We start from the raw sequence: 17,289 nt of genomic DNA, 5'->3' as shown, positions 1-17,289 counted from the left end.
GCCCTATACGTTGAATGCGCAATTTATAGCGATATGTAGCCTTAAAATTTAAACGAGCGCTATTACTTGAGATAAAACTTTAAATAAAATAGAGTATTACACAGCTAAAAGGGTTATTAATTTAAGCCGTTATACTTCCTTAATTGAGAAAATACAGTGCAAGCCAAAGAAATTCGTAACTTTTATATTAACGAAGAGCAATCTGTTTATTTGCTCTCACACCACGATGCTAAAAAGCATCGGCAGTGGCTTAATATATGTATTAAAAAACTTACCTTACTTGGTTACGAAAATGTAGAAATGATTGGCTCAGGCGCTTTTGGTTTTGTTTTTGCGGGACACGACGATACCGGCTTACCTTGGGTATTTAAGTTTTCGCGTATTACGCTAGCGCAAAGTATACGCGACCGCCTAGAAGACGAAGCTTACATGCTATCGCAAATTAACAATCCACTTGTACCTGAATTTTATGCATTTGAACGAATTAAAAAACAAGGCATTTTAATGATGGCTCGCGCCATGGGCGAAGACCTTGAAAAAGTATCGTTGAAAAAAGGCCGAATTGGCGCTGCAAAAATTATGACGCTGGCAGTGCGACTCAGAAACGTGCTGCTCGATCTGCGCAATCATAATACGGGTATAACGGCGCAGCCTATTGTGCATGGCGACATTAAACCTTCAAACTTAGTATGGGACGAAGCCAGTGATGCACTATCGTTAGTGGATTGGGGAAGCTCGGTATACGCGCAAATAGATAGTGACGGTAACCCCATTGCCAGTAATTTTATGGATTTAATGTCGGCAGACCTAAGCACTACTAACGCACGTATGGGCGATGTTTACTTTATTGGTGAAGCACAAATGTCGGGAGAGCAATCATCTCCACGCTTTGATGAGCAAGGCGTAGCGGCAACCTTGTACGCACTTGCTTCTGCACAGTCTTGTCGGTTTGGAGTAGACGTTATTCCGGCCAGCAGTTTAGGGCTACCAATAGAGCTGGCTAAAGTAATTGACGGTATGCTCTCTAAAAATAAACAAGTGAGAAATAGCGCAGGTGATTACTTTATGCGTAACATTACTAATATGGCGAAAGCCTACTTACCCGAGTTACCTAAAAAAGTAGTTAAAGCCGCGATTCCGTTTTGGTTTAGTTATGACGAAGAGCCCGAAACCGTTGTATACAGTTCACGAAAGCAGTTTTTACGCCAAGCCGATCATAAACAGCAATTGCTTGATGTAAACGATGCGCAGTTAGATCGTTACTACAAAGAGTTTTTGTTTGATACCGGAGATACCGAAAAAGCATTTTTAGCTTCAATTAGTCGTTTAGCAAAGTATCCAGCCGTAGGCGGATTAAGCTTTCATTGGAAAGATGAGTCACTGTTTGTTGAATCATCGCTAATTTTGTATAACGAAACGTTAGCCGCTGCATTTACCGATGCGGTAAATAATACCGTAATGCTGGCACAAGCAATTAGCCAAAAAGGGCTGTTTAAATGTTGTTTGTTTGACGCACGTAAAACCATTCAGCTAGAGCGCGATAGAACAGGCGCTTTTAAGTTTGAAAGTTTACCAGAACTTGATTTTGAAACGGTGAATGTAAATGCCAGTGATGTTACCCGGCCACATTCTTACTTTGAAGATGGTAAAGATCCCGACGAGCAACTACAACTGCCAAAAAAAGTAATTAAATGTGTGTTTGAGCTAAATCAAATACACCACACTGGCTGCATTATTTTTGAAGCGCTGCCCGATAGGCTCAAAATACATCATTACTACCGGTTGCTCGATGCCAGTAAAGAGGATGAGTTTAGGCGGCTGCTTAATAAGTTGATGCAATACGCAGTTAATATCACCGATGTAGGCGTGGCAGGATTTATGAAGTTACCTTATAAAAATACCCGTGAATTTAATTTGTGTGAGCAGCAGGGCAATCATTACTATCCTAAAAATCCAAAAATAACACTTTAAATATGGCAAATTTACACACTCTGCTGGCATACAATACAATAAACGTTAAATATAAAGTTAGGTGATATGGCTAAATTAAAACCGATAATTACGCTGCAAAGCTACGGTATTTACTCAACATGGGATAACGAGAGTAAAGCATTGCCGCAAATAGAGCAATTTACTACTGAGGTAATCGCTACTATTGATGTTGAATTTGGTTTGATCATAAATATTAAAAAAGCCAAAGGCGAAAAATTACATTACAGCATTTATCATCCTAATATACCCGATGATGAAGGCGACATAATGCCTCCTTTTACCGGAGTGGTGTATGTTAAAAACAGCGACTGGCATTTTTATTTAGGTGATACTTTATGGCCACCAATTAATAATAAACTTGGTAATTGGCGCATGACCATAGAGTACAATGGCAAACTTATAGCGGATAAAACATTTAATGTAGCACTGGCTACAGAGCGCTCGGCTGTAGAGTTTTGGCAAGATAGGGGATACAAGCCACTAAAGTAAAGTTTATACCTCTGTTGCTGTTAACTTATAGGGTATGAGTAAAAAGGCGTAATAAAAAAGCCGGCAATGCCAGCTTTAATAATGAGTGGTTTAACCTTGTGCTTTAGTTGCCCCAAGGATTAGTTGAGCTAACACGCTGTTTACGGGTACGCGCACGTTGCTTAGTCTCTTTTTTCTCCATAATACGCTTTGCATCAGTAAAGCTTAACTCACACGGCTCACCAGGTTTATGATCAGCAGGGATCACGCGATCACGCGGTGGCAGTTCGTATTGCACATCATCAGGACGTGGTAAGTTTTTAAGGCGATACAAATAAAAGTTATCTACTTTTTCTTGTGCCCACTGTGTTTTACGTAAAAATTTAACCGCCGATTTAATATCAGGATTATTTTTAAAGCAATTTAGCTGTAAATAAGCGTATAGGAGTTCCCACCCATATTGTTCAACCAGCTCTTCAACCACTTGTTCTAATTTTACGCCTTGCAGTGGATTATTACTGAAAAGTTCTTGGTTGCTCATAGGTGTTGCCTCGTTATTAAAATACAAAGTGTATTATAAATTTAATAACGAGGCTTTAACAGTGTAAAAAGCTTAACTTTGGCAATTAACTACAACACGGCCGCGAATTTTACCTTTCATAAGCTGCTCGGCGTTATCAATTACTTGTTCAAGCGTTATTTCAGTCGATATTTTATCAAGGTAATCAGCTGCTACTAAAGATGCTAAACGATCCCATGCTTCAATTCGGTCAGCTTTTGGGCGCATTACGCTATCAATGCCTATTAATCGAATGCCACGTAATATAAATGGTGCTACAGAGCCAGGTAAATCCATACCTTGTGCAAGCCCACATGCGGTTACAACACCTCCATATTTTAATGAGGCGCAAATATTAGCTAAAGTATGGCTACCTACTGAGTCTATAGCTGCGGCAAAACGCTCTTTTTGTAGCGGCTTACCTGGGTTTGAAAGCTCATCACGATTAATTACATTTGCTGCTCCTAGCTCTTTTAAATAATCACTTTGCTCCATTCGTCCAGTAGCTGCGGTTACATTGTAGCCAAGCTGATTTAGTAAATATATTGCAAAACTACCTACGCCACCATTAGCACCGGTTACCAGCACTTCGCCTGAATCGGGTGTTATGCCTTGTTTTTCGAGTGCAATTACACTGAGCATAGCGGTGTAACCCGCAGTGCCAACTTGCATAGCTTGTTTAGGTGAAATGCCAGCAGGCAAGGGGATTAACCAATCGCTATTAAGTGCTGCTTTTTGAGCCAGCCCACCCCAGTGTTTTTCGCCTACACCAAACCCATTTAAAATTACCTTATCGCCACTTTTAAATTCATCGCTGGTGGAGTGGCTCACAGTGCCTACTAAATCTATACCCGGCACCATAGGAAAACTGCGTACCACAGGCCCTTTTCCGGTTATTGCTAAGCCATCTTTATAATTTAAAGTGCTGTATAGCACATCAATAGTGACATTTTCATTCGGCAGGTCACTATTCTTAATGCTGCTTAAAGAGGCGCTGTAGTTATTATCATCTTTATTAATAACAATGGCTTTAATTGGGTTACTCATGGGATATCCTTTTAGACCGATCGTCTTTTAATTGGTAAAAAAAACGCATTAGGTTAGTAATGCGCGTAAAAACATTTCTGTATACAAAGTAAGTGGAGTATTAGACTTAGTGAGCTTGGCACGCATAACCGCACCCTCCCAACCAATCCAAAAGTACTCACTCATTAATGGGGTGTTTACACTGTTGGCAATTGTACCTTGCTGCTTTGCTTGGTTTAAACACACCTCTACCAAGTTTTGCCAGCTAGTATAACTTTGCAATAAGCGGGTTTTAAATTCGTCACTTAAGTGATTCAGTTCTTGATTTAAATTGCCTACTAAACAGCCACGCTTATAATCGTACTTCTTCATCCCTTTAATGGCACTTTGGGTAAAGTTGACTATTCGCTCCAGCGGGGGCACGTCACTTTGTTGTAAATAATGATTAAGTTTGGCAATAAAATAACTGTCGTAAGCATCAACAAGGGCAATACCGTACGCTTCTTTACTTTTAAAGTAATGATAAAAAGAGCCTTTAGGTACGGCTGCTTTTTTTAATATGGTATCGAGGCCAGTTGCGCTAAAACCAAACTCGGTTAGTGTTTCTAGGCCTGTGCGAATAAGTAACGCTTTGGTATCAGCGTTTTCTCTGGCTACTTTAGGTGGGCGGCCACGCCTTACTGGAGTTGGTGTGTTTTTGTTCATACAATATATTAGACCGATCGACTTTAAATAATCAAGCATTAATTGTGTTGTTTATTTAATAAGCTAAAGAAAATTTAAAATAATTAAAAAACAGACTAAATTAATTTGGAACTAAGGCTAAATTAGCCGGTCACAATATATACACAACAGTGTAATAAAACGATTTTTTAATCGTGTTTTTAAGTTAGATTAAACCGGTCAATACAGTGCAAGTACGACCACTTACTTTTTAAAAAGCTAATTCATCATTGCATCAGCAGCTTAGTTAAAGTCAAACTAATTAATTGCTTTTATAATTTGAATTAACCTTTTTTATTAGCTATTCATTACATGTAGATTTCACTAATGCTACAAAATATATAAATACAAAGGTGAGGATATTACCGATGAAGAGACAAAAAAGAGATCGTTTAGAGAGAGCACATTCTCAAGGATTTAAAGCAGGTTTAGCAGGTCGCTCTAAAGAGCATTGTCCCTATCAACAAGTTGATCCAAAATCAGAATGGTTAGGTGGTTGGCGCGAAGCAATAGACAATCGTAATATTTATAAAACATAGTATATAACTGAATTTAAGCAAAAATGCCTCCAAGTGGAGGCATTTTTGTATGTGTATTTTAATTATTAACAGTTAATTAAAATGCACTGGTGTCTTGAAATAGACCCACTTTTAAATCTTTCGCTTCGTAGATTACACGGCCATCTACTTCTACCGTGCCATCGGCAACACCCATAAATAATTTGCGTTTAATTACGCGTTTCATTACTAGGCGGTAGGTTACTTTTTTAGCGGTTGGTAAAATTTGGCCGGTAAATTTAACTTCACCCACACCTAGCGCACGGCCAAGACCTGGACCGCCAGACCAACCTAAGTAAAATCCAACTAACTGCCACATAGCGTCTAAACCTAAGCAACCGGGCATTACAGGGTCACCTTTAAAATGGCAGTCGAAAAACCATAAGCTAGGGTCAATATCTAGCTCAGCAACAATTTCGCCTTTACCGTGTATTCCGCCATCGGCAGTAATAGAGGTAATGCGGTCCATCATTAACATATTGTCGCTTGGTAAACGGCAGTTACCTTCACCAAACATTTTACCTTCACCACATAGGATCAAGTCTTCTTTTGTATAGCTATTTTTAGGTTCCATAACACTTATCTTCGCTTATAAATTGCCAACTACTTTAGCGTACACTTGTACGCTGAACAACTCGGATCAGTTAAAAAAGCTAAATTTAGCAGGTTTTTTAATCAATCGATTGGTGTAATTGATTTTAGCCTGATTAAACCGCGCAATTACAATCATAAATCATTATAATTACAGCTGACTTTTAACCTGTTTAAAGGAAATTTATGATCCTTTTTGTTAACTCACTAACAGTGATAGATTTTTCTTACTTGTGTAATAAACGCGGCGCAGTTGGCGAGAGCTGGATTGTTGATTTAACTTTGCATGGCAAACTAAACAATGAGTCTATGGTATTAGACTTTGGCTTAGTTAAAAAGCAAATTAAAGGCATTATAGATGAGTGTATTGATCATCGTTTAGCTGTACCTAATAATCTAAATGGCGTGGTTAGCGAATTTAGCGACCATAAAACATTAGATTGTACATTTGGTGATAACCACCATTTGGCGATGAGTGCTCCACATCAAGCTTATTGTATGATTAACGCAGATGAAGTAACTATTGCATCGGTTACAGATTTTTTAATAGCGACTATTTTGCCACAACTGCCAGATAATATAGAAAAAATTGAGCTGTCATTGAAGCCAGAGCATAATCAAAGCTATTATTACCATTACAGCCATGGCCTTAAAAAGCATGATGGTAATTGCCAACGTATTATTCATGGGCATCGTTCTCAAATTGGTATTAGTTTAGATGGTATTTCTATGCCTCGCCTGCAAAAAGAATGGTCACAAAAGTGGCAAGACATTTATCTAGCCACCGCTGAGGATCAAATTAAGGCAGACGAGTTACAACACGTTAGCGCAAAAGCTGGCGATGTATGTTTTGCATATACTTCAGCGCAAGGCTATTTTGAAATGGCTATTAGCGAATCGCGTTGCGATATTTTACCTAGCGATACCACGGTTGAATGCATTGCAGAATACTTAGCGGGTCAGGTAAAAGCACAATATCCTGAAAAAGCGGTAAAAATAACGGCCTACGAAGGAGTAGGCAAAGGGTCTATTAGCCATGCTTAAAACATTATTAGCAGCCGTGTTAATTTCCTCTACTAGCTTAAGTGCAATGGCACTTGAGCTAAAAGGGCAATTAACTCAAGGCGGTTTAGTAACCGGTAATATTAGCAACGCGCAGTCGGTTAGCTTTAACGACAAAACACTTAAGCTTTCGAGTAAGGGGGATTTTGTATTTGGCTTTGGCCGCGATGCACCAACAAATCACACACTTAAATGGGTTGATAAAGCTGGTGTTGAGCACAGTGAAAGCCTAGTAATTACTAAGCGCGACTATCAAATTGATAAAATTACCGGCGTTGCTAAAAAATATGTATCGCCGGCTAAAGAACTCAGCGCACGTATAAGTAAAGAGGCTGCTGCGATTAGAGCTGCGCGCCAGGTTAATTCTGACCTATTGTACTTTTTAGATCCTGTGCTAAAACCTGCACAAGGGCGTATATCTGGGGTGTATGGTAGCCAACGTTATTTTAATGGCGAGCCACGCAGACCACATTTTGGCTTAGATATAGCCAATAAAACGGGGACACCTGTGTATGCACCTATAAGTGGTACAGTGGTGTTTTCGCAGCCGGATATTTATTATTCAGGTGGCACACTTATTTTAGACCATGGCCACGGCGTTACCTCTACTTATATTCATTTAAGTAAGCTTGATGTAAAGCTCGGCGATAAAATTGAGCAAGGTAGTAAAATAGCTGAAATAGGTGCAACAGGGCGGGTAACAGGCCCGCATTTAGATTGGCGTTTTAACTGGCAAGGTGAACGCCTTGATCCGGCCTTATTAATGCAAAACAAATTAGCTAATAAAAAGTAGATACTATGACACAAGTAGAGCGCGATGCTATTATCGCGCAACGTATTAAAGATTCCACCACATCGGTAACTAAAACAGTGTTTCCGGGGCGAACTAATCACCACAACACTTTATTTGGTGGCGACGCTTTAGCTTGGATGGACGAGGTTGCTTTTATAGCGGCAACGCGTTTTTGCCGTAAGCCTTTAGTTACCATTTCATCAGATCGAGTAGACTTTAAAGAAGCTATTCCTGCAGGTACTTTTGCTGAACTTATAGCAAAGGTGGTGCATGTAGGTAATACCAGTTTAAAAGTTGATGTCGATATACTTCTAGAAACTATGCATAATGACAACAAGCATTCTGCTATTAGTGGCAGCTTTACCTTTGTTGCAGTAAATGATGATCACCGACCAACTCCTGTGGTTTGCGATAAAATGATTTATGGTTTTGACAAGTAAACATTAGAATAAAGTATTTTAATGTTATTAAAAATAAGCACTTTAAGTAGTGCTTATTTAAATACCAATAAAGAACACATCATACTAATTAATTGCAAAAGATATAGCTAAACAGCAGAGTCAATTTTAATAAAAATTATCAAGGTGGGAGGTCGATAACCTAATCTATTATTAGGTTATCGTTTTACACTACTTAGGTTAAAGCACCATGGCGGCTATCCAGCCAAATATTAATAACGGTATATTAAAGTGAATAAAGGTAGGCACTACTGAATCCCAAATGTGGTCGTGCTGGCCGTCAGCATTTAGCCCGGAAGTTGGCCCAAGTGTAGAGTCAGAAGCGGGGGAGCCTGCATCACCTAACGCACCGGCCGTACCCACTAAAGCAGCAGTGGCCATAACCGAAAAGCCCAGCTCTAAACATAAAGGAACAAATAAAGTAGCTATAATTGGTACGGTTGAAAATGAGCTACCTATACCCATGGTAATAAACAATCCAACTAATAAAATAACCGCTGCCGCAATGGGTTTATTCCCAGCAAATAACTCAGCGCCACTGTGTACTAAACTAGCCACATGACCTGTAGCTTGCATAACAGCTGCAAATCCTTGAGCAGAAATCATTATAAAACCAATCATTGCCATCATAGCGACGCCTTTACTAAATACGTCGCCATTATCTTCCCATTTAACGATACCGAAAACGCTAAAAATCATTACACCCACTAAGCCGCCTAAAATCATTGAACCGCTAGCGTTTTGCGCAATAAGTGAAGCAAGTACAGCAAACAGGCCAACTAACATTACCTTTTTTGGGTTTTCTACCGTGGTTTCTTTACTTTCTATGGTAAGCGGTAGCGCTGCGTAGTCGCGACGTTTTCTGTAACTAAAAAATATTGCAATTAATAAACCTGCAAACATGCCCAAAGCCGGAATTATCATTGCCATAGGCACTTGGGTATTTATTATTTCTAAACCGTTATCCACTAAATTTTTATGGAGTATTGAATATAAGTAAATACCACCAAAGCCATACGGTAGTACCATATAAGAAGTAGCTAAACCAAAAGTTAAAATACAAGCTATTGCACGTCTATCCAGCCTAAGTTTATTAAAAATTACCAGCAGCGGTGGAATAAGAATAGGAATAAAGGCGATATGAACCGGCACTAAGTTTTGCGATGAAATGGCGCAGATCATTATTATAAATAAAATAAAATAACTGAGCAGGGTTTCACTGCCACTTTTTTGTGCATTAACTTTAGCTAATAATTTTGCGGCTAAAATACGTGTTAAACCTGATTTAGAAATAGCCACTGCAAAAGCACCTAACATGGCATAACTTAGTGCTATTTCAGCACCTGCCGACAATCCCGAATTAAAGGCGTCTATACTTTCTTTTAAGCCCAAACCAGCGGTTAAACCAGCAACAAGGGCACTTATTATCATTGCAACAATAACATTTACGCGGACCAAGGTAAGCCCAAGCATTAATAAAACGCCTATAACAACCGCATTCATAGATTTCTCTGTTTCGTAGATTTAATTAATTTTATCAGATATTTTGCCTGAGTTTTACGTTCTTTATTAAATGGTTTTTTAGCATAACGTACTTGGTTAAATAACTGACTAAACTCGAGTAATTGTTGCTCAACATGCGGCGCTTGCGATGCTAAGTGTTGTAATTGTTGAGTAGGCGTTAAATGATCGGCTATCTTAAGTTTACGTTTTTTAGCCCAATTTATAAGTTGTTCAAACTCTTTAACCATAGGAGCTAATTTAGTAGCGGGCTTAGGCCAATTTAAATAAACAAAATAACTAACAAAAGTTAGCCCTAAAATAACAATTACAGCCAGCGGTACCAGCCAAATATTTTTGCTGCCAAAAATAGACTTTAAAAAGTCGTTTTGTTTTTCATCATCAAAACCAAGTACCCAGCTAGACCACCTATAATCTAAGTTTTCTAGCTCTAGCCTTAGCCAATTAATAGCTGCAAAGTTACTTAAACTAACTAAACCAAAGTCGAGATTGCTTTTAAACTCATTATTTAACTCAGTATTTTGTGAAAGCGATCCTGTAAGCCTATCGGGAGCAACCACCGCTGTGGCATCAAATATTTGCCAGCCTTCATTATCTAAATACACTTCTACCCATGCATGTGCATCATATTGGCGAACAGATAAAGTATTATTATCTGTATTAAGCTCACCACCTAAATAGCCACTGACAACTCTTGCCGGTATACCCGCACTTCTAAAAATATAAGCTGCGGCACTGGCATAGTGGCCACAAAACCCACGTTGTTGCTCAAACATAAACTGATCAATAGTATTGTTGCCGCTCATTGGCGTCGGGTTAAGCGTATAACTAAATTTTTCGTCTATAAAGTACTGTAGTAATGCATTGTAAAAATCACGGTCGCTGGTTAAGTTTTGTTTTAAATTATAGGCAAGGGCACTTGCTTTGTTATTGTCGTTATTTACTAAGTGTTTGTAGTGTTTAGTTTGCCACTGTAATAAAGGAGCATTTGTTAGTGCAGAGCTACTTGCTGTGTATTGCACACTTTTAGCTTGGTAATTTTTTTTACGCAGTAAGCCCAGTGAGTCACTCTCTACGTTATCGTTATTACTGGTTGCAAAGTTGAGCCCATATAACCACTTTTGACTCGAGGGCTCGGCAATAATCGAATAGTCGTATTTTGTTAAACTACTAACTTGTTGCGTTTTAGTTTGAGTTACGCTGTTATGCTTTAATAAATTGGAAGTGAGCCACGCATTTCCGTTAAACTCATCGTGTACTAAGGCACGCCAATACAGGGGAGCTTTAGGTGCTAGATCATTAAATTTAGCTCTAAAAACCAGTTCATCTGAATTAGATAACTTGGCAATATCAAACGGATCTATTTGCTCAGACAAACCAGTTTTAGCTAACTTTGGCCCAGGTAGTTGCCAAAATGCCGGCATTTTTGGTAAAAATATTAATAAAAATACCGCCAGTGGTAATGCCAATAATAGTAATTTACCGCTTTGTTTAGATGCGACTTTTAAATTATGTTTTGATTCTAACAAGCCCAGTACGGCAAAATTTAAAATGTACAAACTACTCACTACTAAAGTAGTTAAAATACTTTGGTTAAATAAATAAACCGCCGAAAGCGAAAAAAATGTCAGCGTAGTTATTACATGATAATGCTTTTTAGTTTTCGCCTGTAACAACTTAAATAAGCTTGAAAGCAACAACATAGCCACAAATAAAATAACCGTGTCGCTAAATCCCACACTAAAAAGCATTAACCCTAAAGCAAGTGCTGCTAAAGCGTTAGCCAACCAGGCATTAGGTTTAGTTTTATTACTTATGGTTACATAAAAGTTCCACGCACAAAGTAGCGCTAGTACACTAATAAATACAATTGGTAAGTGAGCAATAAAAAACACGACTAAGCAGCTGTATATAAAACACAGTGAATAATTTATTACTTTTATGTTTTTTATTGCCGTCACTTTGTATAACCATTAAATGTACTAAGTGATTCTAAACAAAGTGTTTTATGTTGCACACCTAGGTTGGTAGCTATTATTTTACTTGGTAGTTTTAGCATAAAGGGGGTGTTATTCTCTGTTGCTTCACATACTAAAAAGCACAGCTGGTTTAAGCGTTGCTCGGTATCGCCATGCATTAAATCAAAATCAAATAATGCATCAGCAGCTTTAAAATCAACAAACTCTTTAACTAATAACTGCTGTGTTTTAGCAAAATGTTTCCAAGAAATTCTTTGCAATCCCATTTCAGGCAAGTGCGGTATTAATGTTTCAAACTCTTCACTACCGAGTTGTTTGGCAATACCGTTTTCGGCTTGCTCGGCTAGACTATTTATCTGAGCGTCACTAAACACCTTTTCAAGTGAAGGGTAAATATAAACACTTGATTGTAGTTGAATGTAGCTCCAAACAGTGATCAAGCCAAAGGGATAATTACTGGCAATTTTTATTCGCTGTAGTGAGTAACATCCGCGTTTGTTATAGGGTAGTGGTAAGCTTAGCGTTTGGGCTGCATTGGTTATTTCATCATGATTAATTTGCGTTTGTTGATCGCCTTGATAAATTAGCATCACAGATTGGCAAATCGAGGGGCTTTGTACAGCAAACTGAACTTGTGGATTTTGTGGTGCAAAGCTCGAAAGTGAATTTTTAAAAGTAACAGTTAAGCCTTTTGCATTGCTGTAACCCAGTAGTACAGCAATAATCATTACCACAAACATTAAATAAGCCATGATCAAAATTAAGTTGTTTTGATAGTTAATCCCCATCACAAAATTTAAAATAGCTACACTAATAAAGTAGCAGCCAAGGGCTGATGGAAAAACATAAATAGTTTTGTGTTCAAGTGTAATTGACTGTTTTAAATGTTTATTTTTTAATAATTTATTAAATATGGCACGTTTAAATGACTTAAATAAAGCAGGGCGCTTAGCTTTTTTATTTGGCATAAATGCTATACCGGAACCATAACAGCTTTTAATATTTGCATAACTTGCGCTTCGCCCGACTCATTGTGTAACCCTAAACGGTGCTGACAAACACTGGCAAAAACTGCTTGCACATCTTCAGGCATAACATAGTCACGACCGTCAATATAAGCCCATGATTTAGCAGCTTTTGCTAATGCCATGCTAGCGCGTGGCGATAACGATGCAGCAAAATTATTACTTTCGCGTGTATAATTTACCAATTCAATAATATAATCAATTACAGGATTACTTAGTATAATATTGCTAATTTCAGTTTGAATTTGAGCTAATTGTTGCTCAGTAATACGTTGTGGTAGCTGGGTGTAGTCACGCTTTTGCATATTTAGTAACAGCCTTTTTTCGGCTTCTTTTGGCGGAAAACCAAGGCTAATACGCATTAAAAAACGATCTAGCTGCGACTCAGGTAAAGGGTAAGTACCTGATTGATGTAATGGATTTTGTGTAGCAATAACAAAAAATGGGGTAGGAAGAGAATACTTTTTACCATCAACAGTAACTTGTTGTTCTTCCATTGCCTCAAGTAAGGCGCTTTGTGTTTTAGGTCCCGCTCTGTTTATTTCGTCTGCTAAAACAACTTGGCTAAAAATAGGCCCTTTATGAAAGCTAAAACTGTGTTCATTACTATTAAATACATTAGTACCTAATATGTCGGCTGGGAGTAAGTCGCTGGTAAATTGTATCCGTTGATACGACAAGCCTAAAACGGCTGCTAAGGCATGCGATAACGTTGTTTTACCCATGCCAGGTAAATCTTCAATTAGTAAATGGCCTTCACTAAATAAGCAGGTGAGCGCGAGCTTTATTTGTTGTTTTTTACCAAAAATAACATTAGATAAATCATCGATAATTGCACTAACAGAACTTTGCATACTAACCTTATTATTATTCAATGAGCTCTAAACGCTTCATTACTGTATCTACTTTTTGTACATTAAACGGTTTTGCTATAACCCCTTTAGCACCAAGTTCCCACGTATTTTCTACATTTTCGAAACTGTTATGGCCAAAGCAAATAACAACATGAATATGCGGATAGCAATTATTTATATAAGTTAAAATATCACTACCTTCAGAGTCAGGTATTTCGACATCTAAAAATATAACCTTTGGGGACTTTTCGCTAAGCAGCGGTTTTGCACAATCAAAATCTTCACACTCAAGAATATCTTCATAACCAAGATCCGTTAAAATTTGGTTTAGATAGTCGCGACTGTTTTTTGTATCATCAATGATTAAAATAGGTTCTAGTGGGTGCACAAATTCCATATGTTGTTACTTCTATTGTTAATACCATTTGAGTACTTTCAATACTAAGCTAACCACCTCATAAGCTCAAGATAGTAACTAAAAAACAGTCATTAATAACTGATTTAAATAATTTTTGCTACTTTGTCGTTTTATTAAATAACCTCCGCGCATTACTTATCCTTTAATATTGTAAAAATTTACGTTGCAAGTGATTTACGTTTAATTAATAAAAAACAAATTAACAATTATGGTGTTTTAACCTACTGATATAATTGACTTATTATTGCAAGGTAACGCATTGTGAATTTTTTGTTATTTAAATAGTTGACGTACGAACTTCTTGCTGGGATTATGACCACAAGAAGGGCTTATGCCCATACTGTAATTTAGCACTATATAACTCAAGCCAAACGCAGAGCTTATACAACCAAAGAAGCATATTTATGAAAGCTAAACATGTATTAACACTAACGGCAGCAATAGCGACTTATAGTAGCCAGGTACACAGCAACGATTTTAATTTAGGGTTAGAATTTAAAACAAATCACTTATGGCATGGCTCAATTGTAACGCCAGGCCCAATGGTTGCTGGTGAATTAACTTATAAAACGGCGGATAATAAAATCACCTTAGGTTTATGGGGTGGGACCTCTTTTGATGGTGAGTATCAGGAGTTTACTTATTTTGCTTCTTATAAGTTTTCAGAGCAGCTGTTCATTGAAATTGTTAATCATGGTAACCACTCGTCGATTAATGATGTAGATATTTTTGACTATTCAAGCGATCCGGATAAAACCGGAAACTTTATTGATGTCGGTCTTGGTTACACCTTTGAGGGCGAAATGCCATTATCACTTTACTACTCAGTAATAGTTCAAGGGATAGATACCTATTTAGATGAAAGTTCAGGAAAAAACAAACAAGCTTACACTAACTATCTCGAAGCTAGCATGCCCGTGTGGAAGGGTAATGAATTAGATGAGCAAGTCTCTGTATTTATTGGTGGTGCTTTTTCTTTTTTAGATCAGCAAAACTTTTATGATGATAACGCTAATATAGTTAACTTAGGTTTTACTTACTCCAAGAGCTTACAAATACTAGAGTATAATTTTCCTATATCGGCAACAGCTATGTGGAACCCCGCGCAAAATAAAGGTGCATTACAGGTCGCATTTACGTTTTTATAATTTTTATAGCTGTGGCCATAACTTGCACTTAGCTGTAATAGAAAAAATATGTTGTGAGCAATTAGAAAGCGTTAACTTGATTTCTATTAGTGCAATAACATGAAAATTCGACACTTTTATTAAATGAATGGTATATTTAGAGGGCTAATAACAATTAAATAATTCGTTCAATTAACAAAAATATTTTGCTGTTAATCAATTTTAATAGTCTTTTTATTTTGATTTTAAGAGGTTTCAGTGGCCAAGCTATCTAATACAGAAATTAGAAAACTCGATGACGCAGCAAGAGCAGGGTGGTTGTATTATGTTGCAGGTAAAACACAAGACGAAATAGCTAAAAAGCTTAATACCTCACGCCAATCGGCACAAAGAATGGTAGCGCTATCTGTTAGCCAAGGATTAATAAAAGTAAGACTCGATCATCCTATTGCTAAATGTATGGATTTGGCTGAACAAATTAAAACACGTTTTGGTTTGCTCTCTTGTGATGTAGTCCCTAGTGATCCGTCAGAACCTTCATCTACATTAGGTTTGGCACAAGCTGGTGCGGCTGAAATAGAACGCCATTTAAAATCACCACAACCAAAAGTTATCGCAATGGGAACTGGGCGAGTTTTACGCGCATGCGTAGATGAGCTGCGAACACAAGATTGCCAACAACATAAAATAGTTGCCATGTTAGGCAATATGGCATTAGACGGATCGGCATCGCCATACGATGTAGTAGTAAGAATGGCGGAACATATAAATGCTAAATATTACCCAATGCCGTTACCTGTTTTGCCACGCACCATTGAGGAAAAGCTGCAACTGCATTCACAGCAGAATGTTGCTAGTAATTTAAAATTAGCCACGAATGCAGATGTTACATTTGTAGGCGTTGGTAATTTAGGATTAAATTCGCCACTTCATAAAGACGGTTTTGTAAGCCTTGACGAACTCCAAGAGTTACAACAGCAAGGTGCTGTAGGAGAAATGATAAGCTGGGTGTTTGATAAGAATGGTAAGTTATTAGATTGTAATGTTAATCAGCGAGTAGCAAGTACGCCATTAAAAGTTAATTCAGATAAACAAATTTTTGCCATAGCTGCCGGAGAAGAAAAAGTATTAGCCATTTTAGGTGCGCTAAGATCTAAAATGATTAGTGGGCTTATTACTAACGAATACACGGCCGAGCGTTTACTAAGTATTGAGTAACTTATATTTTAAATGGAATCCTGAAATATAATATTCCATGCATTAGATTACATACATTAGAAAATATTAATTAAATTTAAATGTACCAAACTGAGAATAACTAACTTAGATAAAAACCTCTTTAATGTCCGATACCGTCTAGTATTGGACATTGCAGGGCTAATAAAGAGAATATATAGCACTCCTTATTAATACACATATAACTACCTATAATTTATATTATGTTAAATAGGGTTTGCAATAAGCTATTCAGTATAACTATGTGTGTTGTAAGCCTTCTCGTTACGAGATTATTAAGTGTATTTTACGTTTTTAAGCAAATTCAATACAGCTGCTTTCCTACTACTACGAATACATAACTTTAAATATGGATGCTTTACTTACATGAGCCCTATAAAGCAAGTTTGTTATTTAAACATGTATTTGTATAAAACAACCCCGCTGATAATTTAGCGGTTAAAGTTCTCCTTGTTTATAAAGCGCACCTATCTATAACTAACCAGTCTGCAAGTATATTGTTATGCCTTTGCTATATTTTCAATTCAAAGAACGGAATTTTGCTGCTTACTATTTATGTGGCTTCTTATACTCTTTGTATATAAACACTAATGTTGCAATTATTATCTTATCTAGCTTAATGAATCAGCCCCCTTAAAGCATTACTTTTTTTGGCTATGCATAAATCACGAATTTAACTTAGGTAATATTCAGCTACTATTTCATACCTACACGTTACTTATAAATCTCTATATGCATATCCTTGCTCTCTGTATTATTTAACTTATTCTATAAATTTACTAGCAGCCTTACTGTGATTTTAACTAAGTGATAATTCAGTTAAATTTGCGCCATAACTTACTACATAATTAACGCCTATAAATAAGCTTAAGTCTTTAACCTAGTTAATCGCTTTATTTT

General features: G+C 37.3%; 17 protein-coding genes. 8 read left to right on the top strand and 9 right to left on the bottom strand.

Going from position 1 to position 17,289, the window contains the following annotated elements:
- The first annotated feature begins 156 nt into the window (after positions 1–156).
- Complete coding sequence (locus tag H5058_RS01980; RefSeq protein WP_182676704.1) at positions 157–1,971, top strand: protein kinase domain-containing protein; 1,815 nt, start codon at positions 157–159, stop codon at positions 1,969–1,971.
- 66 nt (positions 1,972–2,037) lie between these two features.
- Entirely contained in the window at positions 2,038–2,481 is a 444-nt protein-coding gene (locus tag H5058_RS01975) for a DUF3859 domain-containing protein (protein WP_182676702.1), read from the top strand.
- A gap of 103 nt (positions 2,482–2,584) precedes the next feature.
- Here H5058_RS01975 and H5058_RS01970 read toward each other — a convergent pair whose 3' ends face one another.
- The 3 genes from H5058_RS01970 to H5058_RS01960 all read right to left on the bottom strand — a co-directional run bounded on the left by H5058_RS01970 (position 2,585) and on the right by H5058_RS01960 (position 4,750).
- Positions 2,585–3,001: a VF530 family DNA-binding protein gene (locus H5058_RS01970; RefSeq protein ID WP_011328167.1), complete on the bottom strand. Its 417-nt coding sequence runs from the start codon at positions 2,999–3,001 to the stop codon at positions 2,585–2,587.
- A 72-nt stretch (positions 3,002–3,073) separates the two neighbouring features.
- A complete protein-coding gene (locus H5058_RS01965; protein ID WP_011328168.1) occupies positions 3,074–4,066 on the bottom strand; it encodes an MDR family oxidoreductase in 993 nt (330 codons plus the stop codon).
- 48 nt (positions 4,067–4,114) lie between these two features.
- Complete coding sequence (locus H5058_RS01960) at positions 4,115–4,750, bottom strand: TetR/AcrR family transcriptional regulator (protein ID WP_041454420.1); 636 nt, start codon at positions 4,748–4,750, stop codon at positions 4,115–4,117.
- A 386-nt stretch (positions 4,751–5,136) separates the two neighbouring features.
- Here H5058_RS01960 and rmf point away from each other — a divergent pair, with 386 nt between their 5' ends.
- A complete protein-coding gene (gene rmf / locus H5058_RS01955; protein ID WP_011328170.1) occupies positions 5,137–5,307 on the top strand; it encodes a ribosome modulation factor in 171 nt (56 codons plus the stop codon).
- Positions 5,308–5,383: 76 nt separating this feature from the next.
- Here rmf and fabA read toward each other — a convergent pair whose 3' ends face one another.
- Positions 5,384–5,899 (bottom strand): bifunctional 3-hydroxydecanoyl-ACP dehydratase/trans-2-decenoyl-ACP isomerase, encoded by a 516-nt coding sequence (gene fabA, locus H5058_RS01950; RefSeq protein WP_011328171.1) that lies wholly within the window; start codon positions 5,897–5,899, stop codon positions 5,384–5,386.
- Positions 5,900–6,102: 203 nt separating this feature from the next.
- On the opposite strand from fabA, the gene H5058_RS01945 reads away from it, so the two are divergent.
- From H5058_RS01945 to H5058_RS01935, 3 genes are read left to right on the top strand one after another with little or no spacing between them, the layout of a single operon-like run.
- Positions 6,103–6,960 carry a 6-carboxytetrahydropterin synthase gene (locus H5058_RS01945; RefSeq protein ID WP_011328173.1) on the top strand — a complete coding sequence of 286 codons (858 nt, stop codon included), beginning with the start codon at positions 6,103–6,105 and terminating at the stop codon, positions 6,958–6,960.
- Positions 6,953–7,771: a M23 family metallopeptidase gene (locus H5058_RS01940; protein ID WP_182676700.1), complete on the top strand. Its 819-nt coding sequence runs from the start codon at positions 6,953–6,955 to the stop codon at positions 7,769–7,771. Before H5058_RS01945 ends, H5058_RS01940 begins: the two co-directional genes overlap by 8 nt.
- A gap of 5 nt (positions 7,772–7,776) precedes the next feature.
- Positions 7,777–8,211, top strand: coding sequence for an acyl-CoA thioesterase (locus H5058_RS01935; protein WP_011328175.1), 435 nt, complete (start codon positions 7,777–7,779; stop codon positions 8,209–8,211).
- Between the two features lie 198 nt (positions 8,212–8,409).
- Here the strand turns inward: H5058_RS01935 and H5058_RS01930 are convergent, their stop codons facing one another.
- The 5 genes from H5058_RS01930 to H5058_RS01910 are packed head-to-tail and all read right to left on the bottom strand — an operon-like array spanning position 8,410 to position 14,005.
- A complete protein-coding gene (locus H5058_RS01930; protein ID WP_041454421.1) occupies positions 8,410–9,732 on the bottom strand; it encodes a Na+/H+ antiporter family protein in 1,323 nt (440 codons plus the stop codon).
- Positions 9,729–11,711, bottom strand: a complete 1,983-nt coding sequence (locus H5058_RS01925) for a DUF3488 and transglutaminase-like domain-containing protein (RefSeq protein ID WP_182676698.1) — start codon at positions 11,709–11,711, stop codon at positions 9,729–9,731. Before H5058_RS01925 ends, H5058_RS01930 begins: the two co-directional genes overlap by 4 nt.
- Positions 11,708–12,697 (bottom strand): DUF58 domain-containing protein, encoded by a 990-nt coding sequence (locus tag H5058_RS01920; protein WP_182676695.1) that lies wholly within the window; start codon positions 12,695–12,697, stop codon positions 11,708–11,710. The genes H5058_RS01925 and H5058_RS01920 overlap by 4 nt, the downstream gene beginning before the upstream one ends.
- Before the next feature lie 5 nt (positions 12,698–12,702).
- Positions 12,703–13,608, bottom strand: a complete 906-nt coding sequence (locus H5058_RS01915; RefSeq protein ID WP_182676693.1) for a MoxR family ATPase — start codon at positions 13,606–13,608, stop codon at positions 12,703–12,705.
- A gap of 13 nt (positions 13,609–13,621) precedes the next feature.
- Positions 13,622–14,005, bottom strand: coding sequence for a response regulator (locus H5058_RS01910; protein WP_086994129.1), 384 nt, complete (start codon positions 14,003–14,005; stop codon positions 13,622–13,624).
- Between the two features lie 425 nt (positions 14,006–14,430).
- Here H5058_RS01910 and H5058_RS01905 point away from each other — a divergent pair, with 425 nt between their 5' ends.
- Together H5058_RS01905 and H5058_RS01900 are read left to right on the top strand one after the other, a co-directional pair.
- Complete coding sequence (locus H5058_RS01905; RefSeq protein WP_182676691.1) at positions 14,431–15,174, top strand: hypothetical protein; 744 nt, start codon at positions 14,431–14,433, stop codon at positions 15,172–15,174.
- Positions 15,175–15,411: 237 nt separating this feature from the next.
- The gene (locus tag H5058_RS01900; protein WP_182676689.1) at positions 15,412–16,371 is read left to right on the top strand and encodes a sugar-binding transcriptional regulator; all 960 of its coding nucleotides are present in this window, start codon (positions 15,412–15,414) and stop codon (positions 16,369–16,371) included.
- The last annotated feature ends 918 nt before the right edge of the window (positions 16,372–17,289 follow it).

It is taken from the genome of Pseudoalteromonas sp. SR45-4 (genome assembly GCF_014163535.1).
Lineage (GTDB): Bacteria > Pseudomonadota > Gammaproteobacteria > Enterobacterales > Alteromonadaceae > Pseudoalteromonas > Pseudoalteromonas nigrifaciens.
This window is presented reverse-complemented; position numbering and strand designations above follow the sequence as displayed.